20 protein-coding genes and 1 pseudogene are annotated in these 22,285 nt (G+C 60.4%); 13 read left to right on the top strand and 8 right to left on the bottom strand.

The annotated features are described in order from the left end of the window. Nucleotides 1-215: 215 nt before the first annotated feature. The 4 genes from IEW00_RS04795 to IEW00_RS04780 all read right to left on the bottom strand — a co-directional run bounded on the left by IEW00_RS04795 (nucleotide 216) and on the right by IEW00_RS04780 (nucleotide 3,268). Nucleotides 216-1,064, bottom strand: a complete 849-nt coding sequence (locus tag IEW00_RS04795; protein WP_188513258.1) for a DUF3618 domain-containing protein — start codon at nucleotides 1,062-1,064, stop codon at nucleotides 216-218. A 1-nt stretch (nucleotide 1,065) separates the two neighbouring features. Then, on the bottom strand, nucleotides 1,066-1,485 hold the full coding sequence (locus tag IEW00_RS04790; RefSeq protein ID WP_188513257.1) for a phage holin family protein: 420 nt from the start codon (nucleotides 1,483-1,485) through the stop codon (nucleotides 1,066-1,068). Then, nucleotides 1,482-2,033, bottom strand: a complete 552-nt coding sequence (locus tag IEW00_RS04785) for a hypothetical protein (protein WP_188513256.1) — start codon at nucleotides 2,031-2,033, stop codon at nucleotides 1,482-1,484. Before IEW00_RS04785 ends, IEW00_RS04790 begins: the two co-directional genes overlap by 4 nt. 221 nt (nucleotides 2,034-2,254) lie before the next feature. Then, the gene (locus tag IEW00_RS04780) at nucleotides 2,255-3,268 is read right to left on the bottom strand and encodes a patatin-like phospholipase family protein (protein ID WP_188513255.1); all 1,014 of its coding nucleotides are present in this window, start codon (nucleotides 3,266-3,268) and stop codon (nucleotides 2,255-2,257) included. A 65-nt stretch (nucleotides 3,269-3,333) separates the two neighbouring features. Between IEW00_RS04780 and IEW00_RS04775 the strand changes: the two genes are divergently transcribed. From IEW00_RS04775 to IEW00_RS17475, 3 genes and pseudogenes are all read left to right on the top strand, one after another. Continuing rightward, nucleotides 3,334-3,693 (top strand): hypothetical protein, encoded by a 360-nt coding sequence (locus IEW00_RS04775; protein ID WP_188513254.1) that lies wholly within the window; start codon nucleotides 3,334-3,336, stop codon nucleotides 3,691-3,693. A 195-nt stretch (nucleotides 3,694-3,888) separates the two neighbouring features. Then, a complete protein-coding gene (locus IEW00_RS04770; RefSeq protein ID WP_188513253.1) occupies nucleotides 3,889-4,863 on the top strand; it encodes an alpha/beta fold hydrolase in 975 nt (324 codons plus the stop codon). 28 nt (nucleotides 4,864-4,891) lie between these two features. Beyond that, a pseudogene (locus IEW00_RS17475) lies at nucleotides 4,892-5,061 on the top strand (FAD-dependent oxidoreductase); the annotation flags it as partial. Between the two features lie 61 nt (nucleotides 5,062-5,122). Here the strand turns inward: IEW00_RS17475 and IEW00_RS04765 are convergent. Further along, nucleotides 5,123-7,462, bottom strand: coding sequence for an EAL domain-containing protein (locus IEW00_RS04765; RefSeq protein ID WP_188513252.1), 2,340 nt, complete (start codon nucleotides 7,460-7,462; stop codon nucleotides 5,123-5,125). Between the two features lie 468 nt (nucleotides 7,463-7,930). On the opposite strand from IEW00_RS04765, the gene IEW00_RS04760 reads away from it, so the two are divergent. The 10 genes from IEW00_RS04760 (at nucleotide 7,931) to IEW00_RS04715 (ending at nucleotide 18,517) form a co-directional block, all read left to right on the top strand. Further along, complete coding sequence (locus IEW00_RS04760; protein ID WP_229736822.1) at nucleotides 7,931-8,653, top strand: Crp/Fnr family transcriptional regulator; 723 nt, start codon at nucleotides 7,931-7,933, stop codon at nucleotides 8,651-8,653. Between the two features lie 298 nt (nucleotides 8,654-8,951). Beyond that, the gene (locus IEW00_RS04755; RefSeq protein WP_188513251.1) at nucleotides 8,952-9,413 is read left to right on the top strand and encodes a DNA-binding protein; all 462 of its coding nucleotides are present in this window, start codon (nucleotides 8,952-8,954) and stop codon (nucleotides 9,411-9,413) included. Nucleotides 9,414-9,461: 48 nt separating this feature from the next. Beyond that, nucleotides 9,462-9,824, top strand: coding sequence for an ArsR/SmtB family transcription factor (locus tag IEW00_RS04750; RefSeq protein ID WP_188513250.1), 363 nt, complete (start codon nucleotides 9,462-9,464; stop codon nucleotides 9,822-9,824). A gap of 8 nt (nucleotides 9,825-9,832) precedes the next feature. Next, entirely contained in the window at nucleotides 9,833-10,348 is a 516-nt protein-coding gene (locus IEW00_RS04745; protein ID WP_188513249.1) for an arsenate reductase ArsC, read from the top strand. Nucleotides 10,349-10,365: 17 nt separating this feature from the next. Beyond that, the gene (gene arsB / locus IEW00_RS04740) at nucleotides 10,366-11,430 is read left to right on the top strand and encodes an ACR3 family arsenite efflux transporter (protein WP_188513843.1); all 1,065 of its coding nucleotides are present in this window, start codon (nucleotides 10,366-10,368) and stop codon (nucleotides 11,428-11,430) included. Further along, on the top strand, nucleotides 11,427-12,188 hold the full coding sequence (gene arsH, locus IEW00_RS04735; protein ID WP_188513248.1) for an arsenical resistance protein ArsH: 762 nt from the start codon (nucleotides 11,427-11,429) through the stop codon (nucleotides 12,186-12,188). The genes arsB and arsH overlap by 4 nt, the downstream gene beginning before the upstream one ends. Nucleotides 12,189-12,456: 268 nt before the next feature. Beyond that, entirely contained in the window at nucleotides 12,457-13,905 is a 1,449-nt protein-coding gene (locus IEW00_RS04730; RefSeq protein WP_188513247.1) for a PHP domain-containing protein, read from the top strand. A 67-nt stretch (nucleotides 13,906-13,972) separates the two neighbouring features. Continuing rightward, the gene (locus IEW00_RS04725) at nucleotides 13,973-14,473 is read left to right on the top strand and encodes an RNA polymerase sigma factor (protein ID WP_188513842.1); all 501 of its coding nucleotides are present in this window, start codon (nucleotides 13,973-13,975) and stop codon (nucleotides 14,471-14,473) included. A 1-nt stretch (nucleotide 14,474) separates the two neighbouring features. After that, the gene (locus tag IEW00_RS04720; protein WP_188513246.1) at nucleotides 14,475-15,398 is read left to right on the top strand and encodes a FecR family protein; all 924 of its coding nucleotides are present in this window, start codon (nucleotides 14,475-14,477) and stop codon (nucleotides 15,396-15,398) included. Between the two features lie 86 nt (nucleotides 15,399-15,484). Then, on the top strand, nucleotides 15,485-18,517 hold the full coding sequence (locus IEW00_RS04715) for a TonB-dependent receptor (protein ID WP_188513245.1): 3,033 nt from the start codon (nucleotides 15,485-15,487) through the stop codon (nucleotides 18,515-18,517). A 103-nt stretch (nucleotides 18,518-18,620) separates the two neighbouring features. Here the strand turns inward: IEW00_RS04715 and IEW00_RS04710 are convergent, their stop codons facing one another. The 3 genes from IEW00_RS04710 to IEW00_RS04700 form a co-directional block, all read right to left on the bottom strand. Further along, nucleotides 18,621-19,391 (bottom strand): sulfite exporter TauE/SafE family protein, encoded by a 771-nt coding sequence (locus IEW00_RS04710; protein ID WP_188513244.1) that lies wholly within the window; start codon nucleotides 19,389-19,391, stop codon nucleotides 18,621-18,623. 27 nt (nucleotides 19,392-19,418) lie between these two features. Then, entirely contained in the window at nucleotides 19,419-21,917 is a 2,499-nt protein-coding gene (locus IEW00_RS04705; protein ID WP_188513243.1) for a TonB-dependent receptor, read from the bottom strand. A gap of 139 nt (nucleotides 21,918-22,056) precedes the next feature. Further along, a complete protein-coding gene (locus IEW00_RS04700) occupies nucleotides 22,057-22,224 on the bottom strand; it encodes a YezD family protein (RefSeq protein ID WP_188513242.1) in 168 nt (55 codons plus the stop codon). Between the last annotated feature and the right edge of the window lie 61 nt (nucleotides 22,225-22,285).

The following is a 22,285-nucleotide window of genomic DNA, read 5'->3' as shown; positions in this document are numbered from 1 at the left end:
GCCGCGAGAGGCGCAGGGCCCGCGTACTTGAGAGGGCCTTGGTGCAGCATCGACGTCCAGGCAGCCAGCAGTTCCCGAGACGGTGTCGTGCCAGCAAGGATGGGGGTCCCTCCTGATCGCGCGACGCGATAATGCTCCAAGTAACTGCATTATCGCGTCGCGCGATCAGGCTGACAACGCGCACAGGTACGCAGTGGGTGAGAAGCCAGGTCGAACTAAGCGCTCGACGAAGTCGCTCCCTCAGCCCCGCCGGTCGGTGTCATTGCAGCGACGGCTGTGTCCAGGACCTCGTCCTTGGTTTCCTTGGCTTGCGCCCCCAGGTTTTTTGTCTGCTCAGCTACCTGATCAAGCGCCTTGGCGCCCAGCGCGCCAAGCTGTTCATCTTCGGTCCGGGTCGTGGGAAGTGCGGCACCGATCACCGCGCCTGCAAAGGCAGCTGCCAGACCGGCGACGATGGGGTTTTCCTTATAGGCTGATTTCGTTTTGGAAGCCACCGTGCCGCCCATATGGAGCGCACTTTCGCCGGCCTCGCTGATCATTTCGAATGCCTTGTCGCGGCTCTCACGAACCCGGTCGGTGGCCGCATCCAGCCGCTGCCTGAACGCTCCATCGTCCTCGCCATGCTCTCGTTCGAGCATGAAATAGTTGGCCCGCGCGTGATCGCGGCGGCGCCCATAGGCCAGGTCATCCTCGTCCTCAGCACGTTCGACAGCCGACATGTGATCCACATATTCACGGTGCATTCCATAGCCACGATGGTCACGGCCACCGTCGTCCCGCTGGGAGCTGCCGGTGCCCAACGACGGTATCTTGGAATCGTTATCGCTCATTAGCCAGATTCCGCCGATGGCGATCATGCCAAGCGCGACCGGATTGCGCCGAGCGCCGTCAAGCAGCGACCGGGCATCCACATCGTTTTCGTCAAACTTGTCGAGCAGGGCGTTGAAAATGCTGCGCGGGGTGAGCTGATCTCCGATCGCATCGACGGTCTGGCTCATCTCGTGCTGCGTTTGCTTGATATCGCGGGCGATCGCTTCGGGGTCGCGCGTTTGGGTGTCGGTCATGTTAAGCTCCAGTGTTCGTCAGGCTGCCGGTCGCAGCTGCGGGAATGGTTTGCGCAGTCTCGATGGTCAGGCGGGGCTTCAGTTCGGTCGCGGCGAGTTTGCGGCGCGCGCCTGCATACAAGATCGCCGCGACGACAAGGGTGACGCCGCCGACGATGACGGTGCCGAGCGCGATGTTATCGACAGCATCGCCCACGTAATAGGCGATGCCCATCAGCAGCACGCCTAAGCCCGCCACTCCCACCGTGACTGCAGCGAGGCTCGCTGCCACCGCCGCTTTGACCTCGTTGCTCGTCTCGTGCAGCTCGGCCTGCACCAGATGAAGCTGCTCTTGCGCAAGATGCGATCCCTGGCGCGCAAGCTTGCCGACAAGATCGACCAGACTGTCTTCTGGCGGCTGGCCCGGGGTTCCCGCCGTCATATGGCCGCTCCGGAACTCGAGGACGCCAGATCATGCTCCTGCTCCATCGATGCATTGTACGGGTTTGTTGCAGCCGGGGCCGTGGTTTGCGGCGACGGATAATCCACGGCGCTGGCCGTTCCGCCATCAGGCGTCGAAACATGTGCGGCACCGGCACGCAGCAGCCGCGCAAGGGCAAAGCCTGTCGCAGCCGATGCCGCCAGAAAGGTGCCCGGATTGTTGCGGGCAAATTCGCTGGCCAGGCGGCCGATTTCGCCGGAGCTTTTGTTGTCGAGCGCGTCAGCCAGGTCCGACACCTTGTGGGCGACCTGTTTGAAGCCCGTCGACAACCACGCAGGTGCATCCTCGTTCATCTGGTCGGCAGCCGATTCGATTGCCGTCGACGTGGAACGGGCCAGCGCGCTGACATCACCCTTGCGGCTGTCCACCGCCTCGCCTGCCTTCTGCTGGGCCATGCCTTTCAACGACTTGACGTCGCCAAGAAGCTCATCGCCGACTTTCGCCGCCGCTCCACTCAACTGATCTGTGCTAGAGGTCTGATCGTTCATGCTGCTCACTCCATTTGGCGACAAATCTGAGTTTGTCGCCCTAGCCTATGGGTCTGTGAGGCTCTGGATAAACAGCGCCAGGTTTCCAGCACTTAAGCATGTTAGCGGGTCGGCAGGATTGCTGTCCGACGGTATTTAAAGGCGATCGCGCGGTACGATGTGCCTACTTCACACCGCACGTCCGCGCATTTTCGGTAACCCCTCGGCGCTTGCTGGCTTGGTCAATCGAAGCCGTTGAGGATTGTCAGACCAGGCTCCGAAGTTGAAGCGGTCGGCAGTGCTTGCAACAGCTTGGCTGCGTCAGCGATACCGGCGTCCCACCGCTGGCGCGCGGAGGCCGGCGAGAAATCCATCGCCTTGCCGGCCACCTCTGCCTCCTGGTCGGTATAGGCCAGTCGTGCCAGAGCGACGTGATGCGCACCCAGGACCGCATCATGGGTGTATTGCGAGCGCCAGCGTGCGATCGTTCGGCGCGACTGACACGCAAACATGAGGTCCTGCGCGCGAGAGATGGATTCACCCAGCGTTGCAGGCGGACGTGCCTGTTTTGGCAACAGATCGGCAGCGATGCACAGCAGGCGCTCTGCTCCGGGCTCAGCGAGGACGGGATCGAGCGGCAGGTTGGCAGAAAACCCACCGTCGACATAGGACCGCCCGGCAATACCCACCGACGCAAACATGGGGATGAGCGAGGCACTTGCGCGAACATGCCTCGCATTGACGCGTTCGCGGCTGGTATCAAAAACCACCTCTTCGCCGGTCTCGATATCGACCGCGCAGGCGCAGAAGCGCACGGGCCCAGCGTTGAGCAGGTCGAAGTCGACCAATGTTTCCAACGTGGATTCTAGCTGCGCGCTGTCCAGAAAACTTGGCGTGTCGCCATTGTGATGCGCGCTGCCCCACGGACCCAGCGATCCGATCGGTGCAAACAGACCGGGACGACCCGTGAGCAGCGTCGCGTTGACCGCAGCGGTACGGCGGATCGTGTCGGCGTACGGCAGATCGAAGATACTGCCTGCGGTCCCGGCCCGCCAGAACCTGCTCAACTTTTCGATCCGATCTGCAGGCGGATTGCCGGCAATGATCGCGCCGTTGATCGCACCGATGGAACTGCCGACGATCCATTCGGGGGAGAGCCCGCCTGCGTGCAGCGCCTCATAAACCCCGGCCTGATAGCTCCCCAAAGCGTTTCCGCCGGATAGCACCAGCGCCACCTTGGCATCGAAATTGGTCATGAATTTCGCTTTCAGGAGTTAACTGGGCAGGATCGATCAGGACCGCCATAATGCCAGATTGTACCATGAACGCATTGATCGAGATTTGGTGCGACAGAAATTTTCACCTGAACCCAGCGGCTGTTCACGCAGATCGTGGTCACAATCGCGCAGGCAATCAATCCAAGTTAAGAATCATCCTGCGCCAGCGGCTAAGATGCCTCCAGCTTAAAATCTTTCAGTGGGGCATAGCTAGCCCAGTAGATCCACCGGAGATCATCATGTCGCAAAACAACGATCGAGAATATTGCCTGAAACGTGCGGCCGCTGCGCGTGAGCTGCAGGGTAGCACGACCGATCCAGTCGTTGCCGGAGTTCATGCAGAATTTGCGGTTCGCTATGAGCTGCAGGCGCAGCAACGGGACCAAAATAGACGCCGAAAATGAGCTGTGTTTAGTTCGCTGGAGGTACCAATCATCCTCGTCGAGATGACGAAACTGCGGGATGATGGACACTGCAGGGCAGCGATCGCTGACAGCGATAATGCCAACGTCGGGAACGTTTTCGTTGAGCCGCGGTAGATTCTGGCATCGCGTGCGTTCGCGCCTCGTGCCCCCTCAAGCACATTGTCAGGATATCGCATGATGAGCAAAAGCCCATTTGGAAAATTCAACTCATCGCGTGGCGGCACAGTTGCAGGTGCCATTGGCATGCTTGCTGGCACAGCTGTTCTCAATCGATTGCTAGCTGACCGGGCGGAGCACAAGCATCCCCAGATCGGCTCGTTGGTCTGGGTCGACGGCGTTCCGGTACATTATCTTGAACGCGGTAGCGGTTCCCCGATCGTTCTGGTTCATGGCGTCGGCTCGCTGATTCAGGATTTTGTGACAAGCGGTCTCATGGACATGTTGGCGCAAAGTCACCGTGTCATCGCCTTTGATCGTCCCGGCTACGGTTATACGCCCCGGCCCCGAAAAACAGACTGGACGCCAGAGGAGCAGGCCAATTTGCTGGTGGGAGCCTGTACCGCGCTGGGGATTGCAAAGCCCATGGTGGTGGGACACAGCTGGGGCACACTCGTGGCACTTGGATGGGCGCTGGAGCACCCCGACCGGATTAGCTCGCTGGCCTTGCTATCGGGCTATTACTATCCGACATCCCGCCCCGATTCCGCCTTGATGGCGGTATTGGGGTCGCCCGTTTTTGGCGATGTATGGGGAAACACCCTTGCGCCCCTTCAGTCGCGGCTGACCGGACCACTGGGAAACAAGATGGTGTTCTCTCCAGCTTCGCCAACCGACACTTTTCTCAGCGAAATGCCGTTCGAGCTCATCCTCAGGCCGTCGCAGTTGCGCGCCACCGCCAAAGACAGCGGACAGATGCCTGCCTCCGCTGCTCGGCTATCAAAGCGATATGGCGAGTTGAAGCTGCCCATCTCGATCGTGTGGGGGGATGGCGATAAGCTGGTCAAGCAGGGTGACCAGTCAGCAAAACTTGCAATTCAGCTTCCACATGCATCAGCGATCGAAATGGAAGGCGTGGGCCACATGGTGCACCACACCGATCCTCAAGCCGTGGCATCTGCCATTGAAGCGCTGGCAAGACAAAGTGGCTAATTCTGCGCAAGGTAGAATTCCCAAGCCGATGCAACCCGTCCCGGTGAACTGTCTCGTCATCGGCGCGGACCGGCTGGATTAACAGCAGCGATTTATCTCGCGCGTTTTCATTTGTCGGTATTGGTGATCGACAGCGGTCAGAGCCGTGCCGCGCTGATTCCTTGCACCCACAATCATGCGGGGTTACCAGACGGCGTTTAAGTGAACTGATGGGGTGGCATTTTCCGGATTAATGGAGATGGCAATACGCGCGTACCGGTCAACCTGCCGGATTATCTCCCAGTTGCTGGATCATAGATGGTACGCAGCTGGCAGGCTTCGCGTGGCTGTACAAAAAGCCTTGGCCTACATTACAGCCGTGAGTTTCGACAAATTCCGCTTGAGCCTTTGTTTCGATGCCTTCAGCCACAATCTCTATGCCAAGGCTTTGCCCCAAACCGATCAGTGCGCGGACAATTGCAGTGTCATCAGGGTTGATGCCAATCCCGGCGACAAATGATCGATCAATCTTAAGCACATCGACTGGAAATTGTTTCAGATGTGTCAGCGATGCAAATCCGGTCCCGAAATCATCGAGAGCGATACGGATGCCGCGGTCACTCAAGACCGATAATGCGCGGGCCACGTGATGTGCGCCGCGCCCCAAAAAGACGCCTTCGGTCACCTCCACCTCAATTAGCCGAGGATCGAGCCGGCAGCGTTCAATGTTGGCTAGCAAGGTCTCAGCAAAATCGTTGGCACGGAAGTCTGCCGCACAGGTATTGATTGCGATATGCCCGAATTCCAACCCGCTATCGACCCACCTCCGGACATCATCCAACACTCTGCCGATCATCTGTTGGCTGATAGCAGCCGCAAGCTCGCGATCGCCAAAGGCCAAGTTGAACATTTCCGGCAAGATGGCGGGGCCATCGTTCAAATCGCAGCGCACCAGTGCCTCAAACCCCACCACCTTCCGTGAATTCAATGCGACCTTGGGTTGATAGTGCGGAGTTATCCGCTGCAACTCGATGCCTTGCCGGGCAATTTGCAACATCGCGCTTTCGCGTTCAAATTCATCACCCATGCTGTGGCGGAAGGTCTCGACACAGCCGCGCGACTGTTTTGCCTCTGCTAAAGCAAGATCGCTACATCGGGTCAAAAGCTCGGCGGTGTGTGCATGATCGGGATAGATCGCCAAACCGATGCTTGCGCGGCAATCCACCAGACGTCCGTCATGCTCCATTGGTTTGTTCAACCGCTCCGTGAGCGACTGGACTATTGTCGACACCTCTTCGGTGCGGTTGATGCCAGTCAACAACACGGCGAACTCGTCGCCGCCAAGCCGGGCAACGTTATCGCTAGCTCGGATGATCGTGCGCAGGCGATTAGCAAAGCTAATAAGCATTGCATCGCCAACCATGTGCCCCAATGAATCGTTGATTTGTTTGAAGTGATCAACATCGATCAGCATCAGCGCGATGCGGGTGCCGTCCTCCTCAGCATCAAGGATCGCCGTCCGTAGCCTTGTATTGAATGGGCCCCGATGAGGCAGTCCTGTCAGGACGTCATGTTCGGCGACATATCGTAATTCATCAGCCAGCGCGATCTGCGCCGCCACCTGCTCCTCGCGCTCGATCAATAAGCGGCGTAATTCCAGCAGAGACTGCACCTGTCCGGCAAGAACGCGTAAGGTAGCTTCCTGATCAGTCGTGAGGCCTAAAGCACGAGGGTGGGGATCGAACACGCATAGCGAGGCAATGGGTGTACCGTCACCCGAAAGAATCCGCATGCCCGCGTAAAAACGAATAAACGGTGCGCCGGTGACCAGCGCATTGTTTGCAAATAACGGATCTAGATGAGCGTCGTTCACAACGAAAACTGTCTCAGACGCGATAGCATGTAAGCAGAACGATACATCGATTGGGGTTTCGCGCTCGTCTATACCGCAAGTGGCCTTAAACCACTGCCGATGATCATCTATAAAGCTAATCGCTGCCGAGTTTGTCTCGCAAAGACGGGCAACCAGCATCGTAATTTCGTCGAAATTCGTTTCGGGCGGGCTATCGAGAATTTGGTACTCGCCAATCGCTTTGCGACGTTGCGCTCGGCGGCGCTGCCCCAGTCGGTCCGCTGCGACCTGACTAAATTTGGCTATCAATTCTTCCGGGGACACCGGCTTCTGGAACACTGTGCAGTTTCGGCCGAAATTCTTGCATCCTTCAGGTGAGCTTGTGATGAAGATGACGGGAATTTCCCCGTGGTCCCTGATGATCGATCGGACAGCGCATGGGCCACTGCCTTCAAACAGATTTACATCCGAGAGTATAACGTCAGGTGGCTGTTTTCGTGCGGACTCAACAGCCTCGCTTTCAGTTGTTGCGAAGGCCACAGATGTTGCGCCTGCCGTCTCGACAAGGGCTGCAAGGTCCATAGCAATGAGACATTCGTCCTCGATAATCAGCGCGTGACAACGATCGCTAGCTGGACCCTCCATGTTGCTAGGCTCAGCGGCGATGGTCTGCGGACTGGCCCAATTTGTAAGCTGATCATCATTGACCGTCAGCGCAAGGGAGCCAGTTCTATTGGGACGACGTTTTAGATCGCGACCGTTACACATCAGGATCTACCGGTATATCGACCTCGAGTGAGCTAGCGATCGCGGCTAGCAACTCGAAAGATCGCCACGCGGATTCACAACCGGTTTTGGTTTCGATCGCTCTGTCGTATTGGACACTGCTCGCCCTTTGGGTAATCTCCACGGCTTCAATAGTGCTCAATGCCGACTTTTCGCAAAGGCCGTGGACCAAACTTTCCACAAGCAGCAGCGCTGCCTTTCCGTGGGCATCAAAGCACTTTTCCTCCACAGTGGAGTTGCCTGGCGTGCCAAAATTGTCATTGCTGTGCACAAAAGAGACCTCATTCAATGGGGAAGCAGAAGCATACCTTCAGTGTGGTTTGCCGGGCCGGATTGCCGACGATTTGCTGCAGTTACCCGAAAGCCGCCAACGAAACCACAATGCATATTAATAATAAACAATGATTTGCATCAATGTCTAGCTCGGGTGATTGCCGTTATGTTAGCTCTATGACCAACCGTTTTATCAGCAAATTGAATGGGTTAGTGCCGTTGACCGCTAGCGATATCGCTATTCTGGAGGACGCAGCAGCCCGACCAAGGGAGTATCAACCGCGTCAGGACTTGATCCGCGAAGGCGATGAGCCGGGGCCGATGTTTGTCGTTCTTGAAGGCTGGGTATGTCGATACAAGATACTACCGAACGGTGCGCGACAAATCATGGCGTTCCTTATGCCAGGCGACGGTTGCGATCTGCATATAACGCTACTGAATGAGATGGACCACAGCATCCAAGCGGTCACCAAGGCAACCGTCGCAACTATCTCTAAGGATGAAATGAGCGAAATGCTCGCTACGCATCACAATATTGCCAGGGCAATGTATGCCGCGCAACTTATCGACGAGGGCATTATGCGTGCGTGGATTGTAAGCATCGGACGACGCAATGCCACCGAACGCGTTGCCCATTTAATTTGTGAACTTTACATTCGCGCAAGATCAATCGGACTGGCAGATGAAGGTGAATTTGCCCTACCGCTTTCACAAGCGGTATTGGCTGACGCTCTCGGCTTGACAGCAGTCCACGTCAATCGCATCTTAAAGGAATTGCGGGTTGCTGGAGCTATGTCGATTAAACGTGGAAGCGTGACCATCCTGGACCCGATAGCGCTTATACAAATTGCGGGATTTGATGAAAACTACCTTCATCGTAGGATGCGCCGGGCTGGCTAACCACAAATACTGCCCTGGGTCGGTGATGCGCCTTTGCAACGGATTTCGGTTAACTGAGTGGTCGCTTTGTAGCGCCTGATCGGCAGCATTCGTTCTGAGCGGACATTTACAGCAAATTTCGTATATGACCGTGTCTCGGTCGGCAGCTGCAATTCACGGACCACCCAGACCGACTGCAGATATCGTGCTTTCGCGCCCTGGAACCTGCCGGTCAGCAGACGGCCGATTACCTTTCTCGCGAGCCACCCGTCTGCTTTTTGACGACCGGATCCTGAGCGAGACTGGCAGAGAGATTGATTTGCTCGATGCGATAACGTTTCCCCAATATGTATTGCTGTACGCCTGTACGTATTGTTCAGCAGGACGGATCGTGCGCCCAGACCTGACCCCGGAAGAAGTATATTCGGCCTGCGACGCCGTTATGGAATCGCAGCGTTTACCGCGCGCGGCAGTGAAGGGCCACGCGGTTTGGAAACATTTGGGGCGCGGCGGGAAGGGAACAGTCGAAAAATACACCAAGGCGCGGCGAGAAATGCGTGACAGCAATCCGAATGATGGGCGTGTGACCCTCGCTTCGGTAGTAACATCCATTGAGCATTCCATCGGCAACTTGCTTGAACAGAGCATCGATTGTGAGTTTTCCCGCGTGCAGACCCTGCAAGAGGAACTCGCCGCCGGTACTGACCCAGTCCAGGACCAGGTCATTGGCCCATATCAAGGTCACACGAATCATTTCGATGGTCTTCGAATTGAGGGTTGACCCGGCCACGCAACACGTTATTTCGACGTTACTCGAAAGGTGGTGGTGATGGACGATCTCAGCGCGCAGGTCTGGGCGGTGGATGCCCTAGGAGCACTTGCCCATGAAACGCGGCTCGCAGTGTTCCGCATGCTGGTGAAGGCCGGGCCCGACGGGATGATCGCCGGCGCGATTGCCGAGCATCAGGGGGTACCGCCGTCGACTATGTCGCACCATCTGGCGACGCTGGAGCGCGCCGGGCTGGTCCAGTCCGAACGCGAGAGCCGTCTGATCCATTACCGCGCCGATTATCCCGGCATGCGCCGTCTGCTGATGTTCCTGATGCAGGATTGCTGCCAGGGCGCGCCCGAAATGTGCGGCGACCTCGTTGCCGGACTGACCTGCGAACCATCCCCAACCCCGAACGCTTGAGGCTCACCATGGCGATTCCGATCTACAACGTCCTGTTTCTGTGCACGGGCAACAGCGCCCGCTCGATCCTGGGTGAGGCGGTGCTCAACAAGATGGGCCAAGGCCGCTTCAAGGCCTATAGCGCGGGCAGCCACCCCAAGGGCGAGGTCCATCCGATGGCGCTGTCGGTGCTGGATGGCATGGGCTTCGACACCGATGGCCTGTCCTCCAAGAGCTGGGACGCCTTTTCCGCGCCCGGCTCGCCCGAGTTCGATTTCATCTTCACGGTTTGCGACAATGCCGCGGGCGAGGTCTGCCCGGTGTGGCTGGGCCACCCGATGACTGCGCATTGGGGGATCGAGGACCCCGCTGCGGTCGAAGGCGATGGCCAGCGCGAGGCGTTCCTGCAGGCGCTGCGCTATCTGTCCAACCGCATTTCGCTGTTCCTGGCGTTGCCGATCGACAGCATCGACGCGCTGGCGATGAAGCAGAAGCTTACCGAGATCGGCAGCGCCGAGGGCGCCAGCAGCGGGGCGAGCATGTGACGAAGGGCGTGGCTTCCATTGCAGACCGATCCCCCGCTTCCTCTCCGCTGGGCATCTTCGAACGCTGGCTGTCGCTGTGGGTAGCGCTCGCCATCGCAGGCGGAATCATCCTGGGCAATATTGCCCCGACAGCCGTCTCGGCGCTGGCCGCGCTGGAGGTGGCGTCGGTCAATCTGGTGGTCGCGGTGCTGATCTGGGCGATGATCTTCCCGATGATGGTCGGCGTCGATTTCGCCAGCATCCGCGATATCCGCAAGAAGCCGCGCGGGCTGATCATCACTCTTGTGATCAACTGGCTGATCAAGCCGTTCACGATGGCGGCCATCGCGGTGCTGTTCTTCGATTATCTGTACGCCGGGCTGCTGCCACAGGACGACGCGCAGCAGTATATCGCAGGGCTTATCCTGCTGGGCGCTGCGCCGTGCACCGCGATGGTGTTCGTCTGGTCGCAGATGACCAAGGGCGATCCGGCCTACACGCTGGTGCAAGTCTCGGTGAACGATCTGGTGATGATCGTCGCCTTCGCGCCCATCGTCGCGCTGCTGCTGGGCGTGACCGATATTGTCGTGCCGTGGGAGACGCTGCTGCTCTCGGTGGTGCTTTACGTCGTGATCCCGCTGGCGCTGGGCGCGCTCACCCGCAGGCGCGTCATTTCCTCGCACAATGGTGACGTAGCCGCCGTCGATGCGTTCACCGCCAAGCTGAAGCCCTGGTCGGTGATCGGCCTGCTGGCAACGGTAGTGCTGCTGTTCGCCTTCCAGGCCGAAACCATCGTTTCCAACCCGCTGCTGATCGTGCTGATCGCGATCCCGATCATCATCCAGTCGTACGGCATTTTCGCGATTGCCTATGCCTGGGCGTTTGCCTGGAAGGTGCCGCACAACATCGCCGCGCCCTGCGCCATGATCGGCACGTCCAACTTTTTCGAGCTTGCAGTCGCCGTCGCCATCGGTCTGTTCGGCCTTTCGAGCGGTGCGGCGCTGGCGACCGTGGTCGGCGTGCTGGTCGAGGTTCCGGTGATGCTCACCCTTGTCGCCTTCGCCAATGCCACGCGCAGCCGCTTTACCGGGACAGCAGTATGACCGCCGAGCCTGCCTTCGAACGCCTGCGGCATCTGGCCGACGCAGACCATTTGCCCGCGCTCAATCCCGAATTTGCGCACCGCATCCCCGCGACCGGACTCGGACCGCTCGACCCCAAGCCGCGCATCCTGCTGCTTTATGGATCGCTGCGCGAGCGCTCCTACTCGCGGCTGGTAATCGAGGAGTCGGCGCGCTTGCTGGAGTATTTCGGCTGCGAAACCCGGATCTTCGATCCGTTCGACCTGCCGCTGCCCGATCAGGTCGAGGGTGACGATCATCCCGCCGTGGCAGAGCTGCGCGCGCACTCGATGTGGTCCGAAGGCCAGATCTGGTGCAGCCCCGAGCGCCACGGTCAAATTACCGGGATTATGAAGACACAGATCGACCACCTGCCGCTGGCCTATCAGGGGATGCGCCCCACCCAGGGCCGCACGCTCGCGGTGATGCAGGTGAGCGCCGGGTCGCAGAGCTTCAACAGCGTCAACACCTTGCGCATCCTGGGCCGCTGGATGCGGATGTTCACCATCCCCAACCAGTCGAGCGTCGCCAAGGCCTATCAGGAGTTCGACGAGGCCGGGCGGATGTTGCCATCGGCCTATTACGACCGGATCGTCGATGTGGTCGAGGAACTGGTGCGCTTCACCGTGCTGCTGCGCCCGCATGCCGACCAGCTCGTCGATCGCTATTCCGAACGAAAGGACAGCGGGCAGCCGGTTGCAACTCCGGTCGAGGCTGCAGGCATTGCCCGCGCACAATAGGAACGAACGCCGGCGTCGACCCGCACGCCGATAAAGCGTCAAGCGATTATCTTCTTTACGATGGGTTTTGCGCGCTGTGCTGCGTGCCTCGGCGCTGCTGTGGTGGAATTACAGATGCTCGACGGCACCATCAGGATCAGCCATAGGATCACGCATGCCGAATTGAGGCAAGCCATCAGCAAGTCGAAGATCCATTCGGTCGGTATGCTCCGTGCCTGCTGATCGTTAGCGGACATGAAGCTGGTGTCGATGCACAGGGGTTGGGGTTATGCAGCGATTTTTCGGGTGGCTTTTCGGCATGGTCTTGGCGCCGGTTGCTGCTGCGTCGGCCATGGCGCAAGCGGATGAGGCTCCACCGCAGGACCAACGCCGCTGGCTGGCGGGCGATCACCATGTGCACAGCGTGTACAGCGCGCGCTATCGGTCCGATCCGGAGCGTCCTGGCGAGCCACCTGAACCCCTTCTGGGTGGCGACGCCTGGTATCCGGTGCTGCAGAACGCGCAGATGGCGCGCCGGTTCGGGCTGGATTGGATGGTTTCGACCGATCACGGCGGTCCGGGCCATTCGCAGCTCAACTACGACATGGCGTGGCCCGACGTGGTGGCAGCTCGCGCCGCCCTGCCCGACCTTGTACTGTTCTACGGCATGGAATTCGACGTGCCCGGCGGCGAGCATGCCAGCCTGATCCTGCCCATCAATGCTGCCGAACGCGACATTCTGCGGCAGATCGAGGCTGGCTTTGGCAAGCGCGAAGCATTTCCGGATGATTCGGCGCGCAACACCAAGGAGCGGATGATCGAGGCCCTGCGCTTCATGGCTCAGTTCCCCGTACCGCCGATCATCATTGCCAACCACCCATCGCGCACAGCGACCGGCCCAGGCTTGTGGGGCCGGCATACGCCCGCGGAATATCGCGCCTGGCACGATGCCGCGCCAAATGTCGTTATCGGCATGGAAGGCGCTCCCGGGCATCAGGCAGCGCAGCCCAAGTCTGGGCTGGATGTGGCCCATGGGTCGCGCGGTCTATATGGCGGGTCGCCCACCTTGGGCGGCTTTGACCAGATGGTGGCTACCTTGGGCGGTGCCTGGGATGGGTTGCTGGGTCAGGGCCTGCGCTGGACCATCACCGCGACATCGGATTCGCACGGACATTGGAGCGAAGGTGGTGCGGATTTCTGGCCCGGCGAATATGCCAAGACTTGGGTCTATGCCAAGCCAGAGGCCGCCGACATCATGGACGGGCTGCGATCCGGGCGGGTGTTCGTCGCCACCGGTGGGCTGATCGACCGGCTTGAATTCACCGTCGCAGCCGTTGGCTCCGGACAGACGCCAGCGGCGATGGGGGATAGCCTTGCCGTTGACAGCAAGACCATGTTGCAGGGCACCATTCGCTTTCGCTCATCGCCAGTTGCGAACGCCGGGGGTGCGACAGTGTCTGTCGATCATGTCGATCTGATCGCAGGGGACGCGAATGGCCAGCAGGGGGATAGCAATCCGACAACAAGGGTCGTGCGCCGCTTCACTGCAGCCGACTGGCAACGCGATGGCGAAAGCTATGTCATTCGCTTCCGCATGCCAGCGCCGGATGTGTCCGGCTATCTGCGGCTCAGAGGCTCGAGCACCGACCAGGCAGAGCCCGCGCCGGACGTTGCTGGCGAGAACCCGTGGGACGATCTGTGGTTCTACTCCAACCCGGTGTATCTGCGCTCCCAATAGCTTGGATTGCTTTTTCTGTCTCCAGAATGTCACAGAATTGTATCGCTGGCGGACTACACGCCGACGCATGAAGGCTAGTGAATCGGTAACATGGTCGGGCTTGATCGGACTGGGCTGGGAGCGTGTGCGCGGCCAGGTCGCCCGCATGACCAACCGCGACGATGCCGAAGACCTGATGCACGATGCCTGGCTGGGCCTTGCAGAACGGCAGATCGCCGCCAGGAACCCCACCGCGTTGCTGGTGCGGGCAGCGGCGAACCGGGGCGTCGATGCCTTCCGGCGAGAGCAAAGAACAGGCTCTGCCATCTCGGCGGACCAGGCCGCAGAATCGATTGCCGACCTGACGCCGCTTCAAGATGAAGTGCTGATCGCCAGGCACCGTCTGGAACGTCTGCGCCACGGCGTGAACCAGTTGAAACCGCGGACGCGTCAGATCCTCTTGATGCATCGGCTGGAAGGGCTTAAATATCGCGAGATTGCAGAGGCGCTCGCGATCAGTCAAAGCGCCGTTGAAAAACATATCGCGTCGGCCATGGAAAGCCTGACGGATTGGATGGAGGATTGGTAGCTTGATCTTCCGCGGCAAGCCCGACAGCACAAACCGGCAGGCAGCAGACTGGTTGGCAAGGCTCCATGCGGATGACCGCAGCAAAGCGGATGAAGCCGGATTTTCCAGATGGGTCGCTGCCGATCCCCGCAACGCCGAAACCTTCGAGCGCACGTCTGCTATCTGGGATTCGCTGGGCGGCTTGGCGCAGGAGCCGCGTGCGCCATCGCCTGCACTGTCACGTCGCATGGTGCTGGCTGGCACTGCGGTCGTTGCGGTGACGGGCGCTGCAACGCTGGGCTGGCAAGAGGCTGGCGCCGTCGAGTATGAAACCGCAGTCGGCGAGCAACGCCGCGTCGTGCTGGGCGATGGCAGCCGGGTGATCCTCGATACCGCCACCAGCATCCGATTCGTTGCCGAAACCGATTTGCGGACGCTTTTGCTGATCGCGGGCCGGATCGATGTCGAGATCGCGGCCGATCCCCGGCCATTCGTTATCGATGCGGGTAGGCGGCGTGCCTTGTCCCGCGCTGCGCGTCTCGATGTGCGGCGCGATGGCGATGCGATAGCGTTGACGACGCTGGCAGGGCGCGCACGCATCTCTGCTGTTGGGCACCCGGCTGTCGTCGATATCGGGGTCGGCGAACGCGTCTCAGTGGCGCAGGACCATGGCTATCAGATGGACCGCCCGGAGCTGGGCGACCTGACCGCGTGGCAGGCCGGCAGGCTGGCTTTCCGCGATGAGCCGCTTGCAACCGCTGTCGCCGAGATGAATCGCTACTCCCAGCGGCCCCTGGTGATATCCGATCCCGAGGCAGGCCGGCTGAGGGTCAGCGGTGTTTATCGCGTCGGTGATCCGGAAGCCTTCGCGCAATCGCTTGCGGTGCTGTTGTCCATCCGCGTTCGAGCAACCCCGGACTCCGTCTCCATTTCCTCTGTCAGCTGATTTTTTTTCAAGGCAGCTGAGGAAAATCGTCTGGCCATCGTCGGGTATGTGACGCTCGATGGGAGCGATGACGGGGGACAATCACGATGACGAATTTCAAACGGCACCTGTGCCGATCGGTTGCACTTGCGCTCGCGCTTTCAGCTACGTCCATCAGCGGCGTTGCCGAGGCGCAGAACGCGACCCGCCGGGTCCAGATTGCTATCGCTGCGCAGCCGATGGATCGCGCGCTGGAGCAGCTGGCAAGAGACAGCGGCACCGACATCCTGTTTACCCGGGCCACTGTGGCAGGACTGCGCGCGCCATCGCTGGTTGGCGAATTCGACGCTGAGACCGCTGTACGCCGGCTGATCAAGGGCACCCAGCTCACCGTAACCCGCGATGCCAGCGGCGCACTGATCATTCGTTCGGCATCCGACGCCCGCCGCGCGCCGCAGGGGGCAGCAGCCGATGGCGTGAACACGGAAAAGGAAATTGTCGTCACCGCCTTCTTTTCCAAAGGCATTGCGCGTGCCTTGGATCTCAAGCGCGAGGCAGATTCAACCTCCGATGCCGTGGTCGCCGCCGACATCGGCAAGCTGCCAGCATTCAACATTGCCGAAGCGCTGCAGCGCGTGCCAGGAGTCACGATCGTTCGTGAAGCTGGCGAAGGCCAGTTCATTTCCGTGCGCGGTCTCGGTCCCAATTTCCAGGCGGTGACCTTCAACGGAATGCCGCTGGCATATAACGAGAATATTCGTAATTCGGGCCAGTCGGGTCGCCAGTTTCGCCTGCAGGTGCTGCCCGCGTCGTTGATCGATAGCATCGTCATTACCAAATCGCCCACGGCCGATCTGGTTGAAAACGGTGTCGGCTCCAATGTCGATATTCGCCTCATCAACCCGCTGGACCGGGGCACGTTCGTCGCGGCAAGCGCGCACGCCGGTTTTGAAGAACGCACCGATACGGTCAATCCCAATGGCTCGATCGCGGCGGGCTGGCGCAACGCGGACGAAACCTTCGGCATACTCGCCGGCGTCTCCTACTCGCGCCGCGAAGTGCAATTCGATCGTCTGCGCACCGGCTGGGTTGATGTTGCGGTCGCGGGTCTCGGTACCGTCCGGGCACCGTTCGATGCGCAACCCTATCTCGAACTGGAAGACCGCGAACGGATCAGCGGCGTCTTTGGCCTGCAATGGCGACCTTCCTCGAACGTCGAGTTCGACTTCGACGCGTTGCTGTCGCAGTTCAACAACGAAACCTACGAGCGCCGCCTCACCTATTTTATCAACTCGGAGATTTCGCGCCTGGACGTTTCCAGCGCCGTGGTCGAGGACGGCCGGCTGGTTGCCGGCACCATCCGTGGTGGCCGCATCCGCAACTACAGCGAGTTTCTGGATCAGTCGCACCAGAACCTCCAGCTCAACGGCACCGTGCGGCTGGACCTGGCGGGCTGGAAGATCGAACCGCGGCTGAGCTATTCGCGTGCGCTCAGCGACCTGGAGACTCCCATCCAGCGGGCGCAATTCCGCACCGGCAGCGGTCGGGGCGGCAATGTCACCTTCGACTTTCGCGGCGACGTGGCGAGCAAGGCCAAGGTGCCTGCCCTGTTCACCGATCTGGACCTCACCAACCCCGCGCTGATGCCGTTTGAATCGCTGCAGATCCGCCCGATCAACTCGAAGGATGAAGACACCACAGCGGTGCTCAACATGTTCCGGCAAACCGATTTCGGCATTGGCAACCTGCGGTTTACCAGCCTGCGCTTTGGCGGCCAATATTCGGACCGCACGCGCGATTATCAACGTCGCGATCGCAGTTCCACCGTATTGCGTCCCGGTGTCACACGCACCGACGCCTTCCTGAGCTTCCCTGTGCCGTCGAATGCCTTCAACCAGTCGATCGGGACATTTCAGCCGTGGACCAATGTCGATTGGGAACTGTTCAACAGTTCCTATGTGCTGCCCAACGAATTCGATGGCGTGAACCCCAGCGCCAAAGACCTCGTCGCCACCGCAGCGGATCTGCAGAACTCCTATCGGATCGGTGAGGAAATTGTCGCCGGCTATGGGCGACTGGATTTCGCCTCGGCGATTGGCGATTTTCCGGTCACCGGCAATATCGGCATACGCTATGTGCGCGTGGCGACCGAAGTCGACGGCACAACCGTGTCGCCGGTACGCAACGCGGCGGGGGCCGTGACCACCATGGTCACTCCGCAAACGACCCGCGCAAATTATGCCGAGTGGTTGCCCAGCTTCAATTCGACCATCAAGTTTCGCGATAACGTTCAGCTGCGGCTCGGCGTTGCCCGCACCATGACCCAGCCATCTTTGTCGGAGCTTCGCAATTCGGTCGGCACCAATAGCCTGACCGTGGCGCGCATCTTCAACGAAGGCGCCGCAGCGCTCAACGACACGACGCTGAATTTTCAGGGATCGGCTGGAAATCCCAATCTGAAGCCATACAGCTCGTGGAACTTTGATGCGTCGTTTGAATGGTACTTCGATGAGTTCGGCGCACTGACCGCGGCCGTCTTCTACAAGGACGTGACCGATTACATCGCCTCCGACTTCGAGGTCCGATCGCTGGCTTTTGCGGTGAGCAACGGCACCACGCTGCCGGTCGATATCTTGGTTGCCAGCCCGGTCAATGTCGGCAACGCCAAAATCCGCGGTGTCGAGTTCGGTTATACCAACAAGCTGCCTTTTGGCCTGGGCATCACGGCAACCGCAACGTTCGCTTCATCCAAGCTTACCCTCGACCGCCTCGACGTCGGCGTCCAGACCGCAGGCATCAAGGGGATTTCGGATGTCAGCTATTCGATCACCCCGTTCTTCGAAAGCGGGCCGTTTGAGATCAACGCCAGCTACACCTATCGCAGCAACTATATGACCGACGCCGGAGCGGTGGTCACATCCTTGCCGACGCCAGACGATGTGGTGGCCAATTTTCAGGATGGTTTCGGCATTCTCGATATCGGAACCAGCTTCAAGCTTCGCCCCAATGTCGAACTGTTTGCGCAAGCCGTGAACGTGCTGAACCAACGCCAGGTATCCTATGCCGGGACGAAGGAGGATTTTACCGAAATCCATACCTTCGGGCGTTCGATCAACTTCGGGGTTCGCGCCCAGTTCTAATGATGACCACCTAGCAATATCCGCCGCTGGCACCCGTTTCTCACGCCCTGGACGATTGAGAAACGGGTGCCAGTCATGGCGCACCGCCAAAGCGGCCGGTTGATCAAACCAGGGCTTTGTAGATGCTGAACATGCTGGTGACAGTCAGCACGGCGCCCACCAGCAGCAACAGCGCACGCGGCTTGACCCGCTTGGCCAACAGCGCCCCGAATGGCGCGGCGAGCACCCCGCCGATCAGCAAGCCGATGGTTGCATTGGTGAACGCCTCGAAGCCCAGTGTCAGAATGAACGTTACCGAGATCGAAACGGTGAGAAAGAACTCCGATGCGCTCACCGTACCGATCACCTTGCGCGGTTCGCTGCCCTGTATGAGCAGATTCGAGGTCACCACCGGCCCCCAGCCGCCGCCACCCGCCGCATCCAGAAACCCGCCCGCAGCACCCAGCGGCGCGACGATGCGCGGATCCTTGAACTTGTTCGGCGGGAATTTCCAGGCGCGGTACAGCAGTAGAACGCCGACGCCCGCAAGGTAAGCCATCACCAGCGGACGGGCGATATCCGCGTCGATGCTGGACAGGATGTACGCGCCCACGATACCGCCTCCAACGCCCGGCAGCACCAGCCGACCGAACAGCTTCCAGTCGATGTTGCGCTGCCAGGCATGGCTGAGCCCCGAGGCACCGGTTGTAAACACCTCGGCCAGATGGACGCCCGCCGAAGCCTGTGCGGGCGGCACGCCCAGCACCGAGACCAAAAGCGTGCTGGAGATGACGCCAAACGCCATCCCCAGCGCGCCATCCACCATCTGCGCGGCAAAGCCCGCGAGGACGAAGGGCCAGATATCGGCGGGGTTCAGGATACTCAGGTCCAGCATGTCTGGTCCCTTTCTTGGCTGGAGGGGTCAGAAGCTGGAGGCAAGGGTCAGGCCGAAGGTGCGCGGGTCGCCGGGCTGTCCGGCGATCAGGCCGGTGTTGCCGCCGGTGTTGGCCGCGAGCTGCTCGAAATAGTTCACGTCAAAGGCGTTGCGCACCCAGGCGAAGACGTTGAGCCCGTCATCGGTGCGATAGCCCAGCCGGAAGTTGGTAAGCGCATAGCCATCGATGTCGGTGTAGATCGAGCGCGAAGGGTTCGACGAGAATTTGGAGCGGTAGTTGCCGTCGAACCCGATATAGGCAAAGCCGTCGAGCCCGAAGATCGAGGCCGGCGCATTGGCCTCTGCGCCATACGAAAACGCCCAGTTCGAGATACCGGGCAGCCACTGGTCCGAGATATCGCAGTTGGCCGGGCTGAGCGCACCTGGCACCCCGGGAGCTCCGGGGACCTGGGTTCCCGTCACCGTCGTACCGCCGGCCAATTCGGGCGGGCATGGCGCGTCGACGAAGCGGACATATTCATGGTCGGTATAAGCGCCACTGACATAGGCGGTGAACCGCTCCGAGGGCCGCACGCTGAAATCCGCCTCGATCCCGCGCACCCGCACCTTGCCCGCATTGGCGAGATAGCCGCGCAGCACGCCCAACTGGCCGTTGTTGACCGTCGCCTGATAGTCGCCGATCTCGGTCCAGAAGCCGGCGAGGTTGAGTGTTGCGCGACGATCCCAGAACTGGGTCTTCAAGCCCACCTCGAAATGATCGACCTTTTCGGGCGCGACCGATCCGGCAGCGAGCAGCGGGTTGCCCGCCGCATCATTGGGCACGCCCGACAGGTTGATGCCGCCGGTCTTGAAGGTCTTGGCATAGGTTGCATACGCGCGGACATCGTCGGACACGCGATAGGCCAGGGTCAGGTCGTACGACAGGTTCCAGTCGCTGAACTCGGGCTCGAAGAATTGCGGAGCGAGCACCCCGCGCTGCGCGACGATCCACGGATCATTCGCGAACGGGCCGTTGAAGGTCACCAACTGCCGCGTGCCGTTCGATGCCGTCCCGGTCACCACCGAGTTGTACGATCCGGTCTTCTTGTCGTAGTTGATGCGGATGCCTGGCTGGATGGTCAGGGCATCGGTGACCTTCCAGCTGAGCTGGCCGAATGCGGCGACGCTGGTGTTCTTGAAGCCGATGGTGTTGTTCGCAACAAGCCCGTTCAGCACGGCGGGATTGTTGGCAAGCGGGCTGGTCGGGTTGAGCAGCCAGCGGCTGGCGGCCGGCCCCTGCTCCTGGATGCCCTGCGTGTCGATCGTCTGGTAGAAGCCGAACACGCCTGCGACGAAATCGACGCGGTCGCCCAAGGATCCGGCATAGCGCACTTCCTGCGTGAACTGTTCCTGCTGCGAGGGGTTGTTGACCTTGAGCGTGATCGGCAGGCCGGTGAAGTCGCGGTCGTTCGACGGGGTCCAGTCCCAGAACCGCCAGGCGGAAACCGAGGTCAGCGTGCCGGGCCCGACATCCCATTCGACCTTGAGCGATGCGCCGCCCAGGATACTCTTGGCGCTGAGTTCAGCATCGACATCGGTAACCCGGTCGAACGCGTTGAGGCTGGGCGGGGCATAGCCGAACGCGGCCGACAGTGCGGGGAACTGGCGGTTGGCGGGGCGCTGGGTGCTGCCGTAACGCGCATAGATCTGCGCGCAGCATTCGGGGTTCTGGCGGTTGTAGTCGCCCGCCAGCGTCACCTTGAGGGAATCGCTCGGCTTCCACAGCAGCGTGCCGCGAACCCCTAAATTGTTCAGCTCATTCACGTTGGTGCCGGTGGCGACGTTGAAGATCGTGCCCCGCCGATCGGTGGTCGCAACCCCGAAGCGCACCGCCAGATTATCCGACAGCGGCCCGGAGACCGACGCCTTGGCCTGGCGGAACTCAAGATTGCCTGCGGTGACCTCGGCGCGGCCCTCGAAATCGAAGCTCGGTTCCTTCGAGGTGATGTTGATCGCGCCTGCCGTCGTGTTCTTGCCGTAAAGCGTGCCCTGCGGCCCGCGCAGCGTCTCAACCTGCGCGATATCGAGGAAATCGAGCGTCGCCACCGCGACCCGGCCGACGAACACATCGTCGATATAGATGCCCACGCCCTGCTCGATGCCATCGTTGGTCAGACCGAACGGCGCGCCGAGCCCGCGGATGTTGATCGCCGAGTTGCGCGGGTTGGAGGAGTAGAACTGCAATGTCGGCTGGAGCTGCGTCAGGCGGCTGACGTTGAAGCTGCCAGTGTTGTCGAGCGTGGTGACATCGACGACGGAGAGCGCGATCGGCACGTCTTGCGAGGATTCGTCGCGACGCCGGGCAGACACGATGATCACGTTGTCGGGCTGCTGCTCGGCTTCTGCGACGGCATCGGCCTGCACGTCTGCTTCGGATGCGGCTTCGGCCGCGGCGCCGTGGGTGTCAGCAGCGATTGCCGGAGCCTGAGACGCAAGCGCGAAGGCCAGCGCAGCAACGGAGGTGCGCGCAGTAAAGGAAATGGACATTTGGAAAGACCCCCAACGATGGAAGTGCTTCCGGCTGTCCGGTCGGCACGGCTGTATGGCTGTTGCACAAAGCGTGACCTCAGAAAAACGCCGGTCCGGTGTCCCGGTCCCGGCAGTCGAGGGAATTCAAAAATGACGATCAGCTAAAGCGCTGGCGCTCGGTCACGTCCATTTGGACCAGCTTGCCATCGTGCACGGTCAGCACCACCGCGCCGAAGCGGAGCTTTGAAATGGCATCGGCGATTGCAGCGATCGGAATGTCGCGCTGCGCGTCAGCAAGCGACCCGGGCAGTTTTGAAGGTGGCATCGTTAAAACCCCTATGAAACCTGGTGTGGACCGGCTGCATGCAGCATGGCCCACGCCCATA

Source organism: Blastomonas aquatica (assembly GCF_014639875.1).
Classification (GTDB): domain Bacteria; phylum Pseudomonadota; class Alphaproteobacteria; order Sphingomonadales; family Sphingomonadaceae; genus Blastomonas; species Blastomonas aquatica.
Note: the sequence above shows the minus strand (reverse complement) of the source record. Positions and strands in the feature narration are given on the sequence as shown.

Excerpts from the sequence above, each read along its gene's own strand:
- IEW00_RS04795 (WP_188513258.1), bottom strand. The coding sequence starts at position 1,064 with ATGACCGACACCCAAACGCGCGACCCCGAAGCGATCGCCCGCGATATC.
- IEW00_RS04790 (WP_188513257.1), bottom strand. The coding sequence starts at position 1,485 with ATGACGGCGGGAACCCCGGGCCAGCCGCCAGAAGACAGTCTGGTCGAT.
- IEW00_RS04785 (WP_188513256.1), bottom strand. The coding sequence starts at position 2,033 with ATGAACGATCAGACCTCTAGCACAGATCAGTTGAGTGGAGCGGCGGCG.
- IEW00_RS04780 (WP_188513255.1), bottom strand. The coding sequence starts at position 3,268 with ATGACCAATTTCGATGCCAAGGTGGCGCTGGTGCTATCCGGCGGAAAC.
- IEW00_RS04775 (WP_188513254.1), top strand. The coding sequence starts at position 3,334 with ATGAACGCATTGATCGAGATTTGGTGCGACAGAAATTTTCACCTGAAC.
- IEW00_RS04770 (WP_188513253.1), top strand. The coding sequence starts at position 3,889 with ATGATGAGCAAAAGCCCATTTGGAAAATTCAACTCATCGCGTGGCGGC.
- IEW00_RS04765 (WP_188513252.1), bottom strand. The coding sequence starts at position 7,462 with ATGTGTAACGGTCGCGATCTAAAACGTCGTCCCAATAGAACTGGCTCC.
- IEW00_RS04760 (WP_229736822.1), top strand. The coding sequence starts at position 7,931 with ATGACCAACCGTTTTATCAGCAAATTGAATGGGTTAGTGCCGTTGACC.
- IEW00_RS04750 (WP_188513250.1), top strand. The coding sequence starts at position 9,462 with ATGGACGATCTCAGCGCGCAGGTCTGGGCGGTGGATGCCCTAGGAGCA.
- IEW00_RS04745 (WP_188513249.1), top strand. The coding sequence starts at position 9,833 with ATGGCGATTCCGATCTACAACGTCCTGTTTCTGTGCACGGGCAACAGC.
- arsH (WP_188513248.1), top strand. The coding sequence starts at position 11,427 with ATGACCGCCGAGCCTGCCTTCGAACGCCTGCGGCATCTGGCCGACGCA.
- IEW00_RS04730 (WP_188513247.1), top strand. The coding sequence starts at position 12,457 with ATGCAGCGATTTTTCGGGTGGCTTTTCGGCATGGTCTTGGCGCCGGTT.
- IEW00_RS04725 (WP_188513842.1), top strand. The coding sequence starts at position 13,973 with ATGAAGGCTAGTGAATCGGTAACATGGTCGGGCTTGATCGGACTGGGC.
- IEW00_RS04715 (WP_188513245.1), top strand. The coding sequence starts at position 15,485 with ATGACGAATTTCAAACGGCACCTGTGCCGATCGGTTGCACTTGCGCTC.
- IEW00_RS04710 (WP_188513244.1), bottom strand. The coding sequence starts at position 19,391 with ATGCTGGACCTGAGTATCCTGAACCCCGCCGATATCTGGCCCTTCGTC.
- IEW00_RS04705 (WP_188513243.1), bottom strand. The coding sequence starts at position 21,917 with ATGTCCATTTCCTTTACTGCGCGCACCTCCGTTGCTGCGCTGGCCTTC.
- IEW00_RS04700 (WP_188513242.1), bottom strand. The coding sequence starts at position 22,224 with ATGCCACCTTCAAAACTGCCCGGGTCGCTTGCTGACGCGCAGCGCGAC.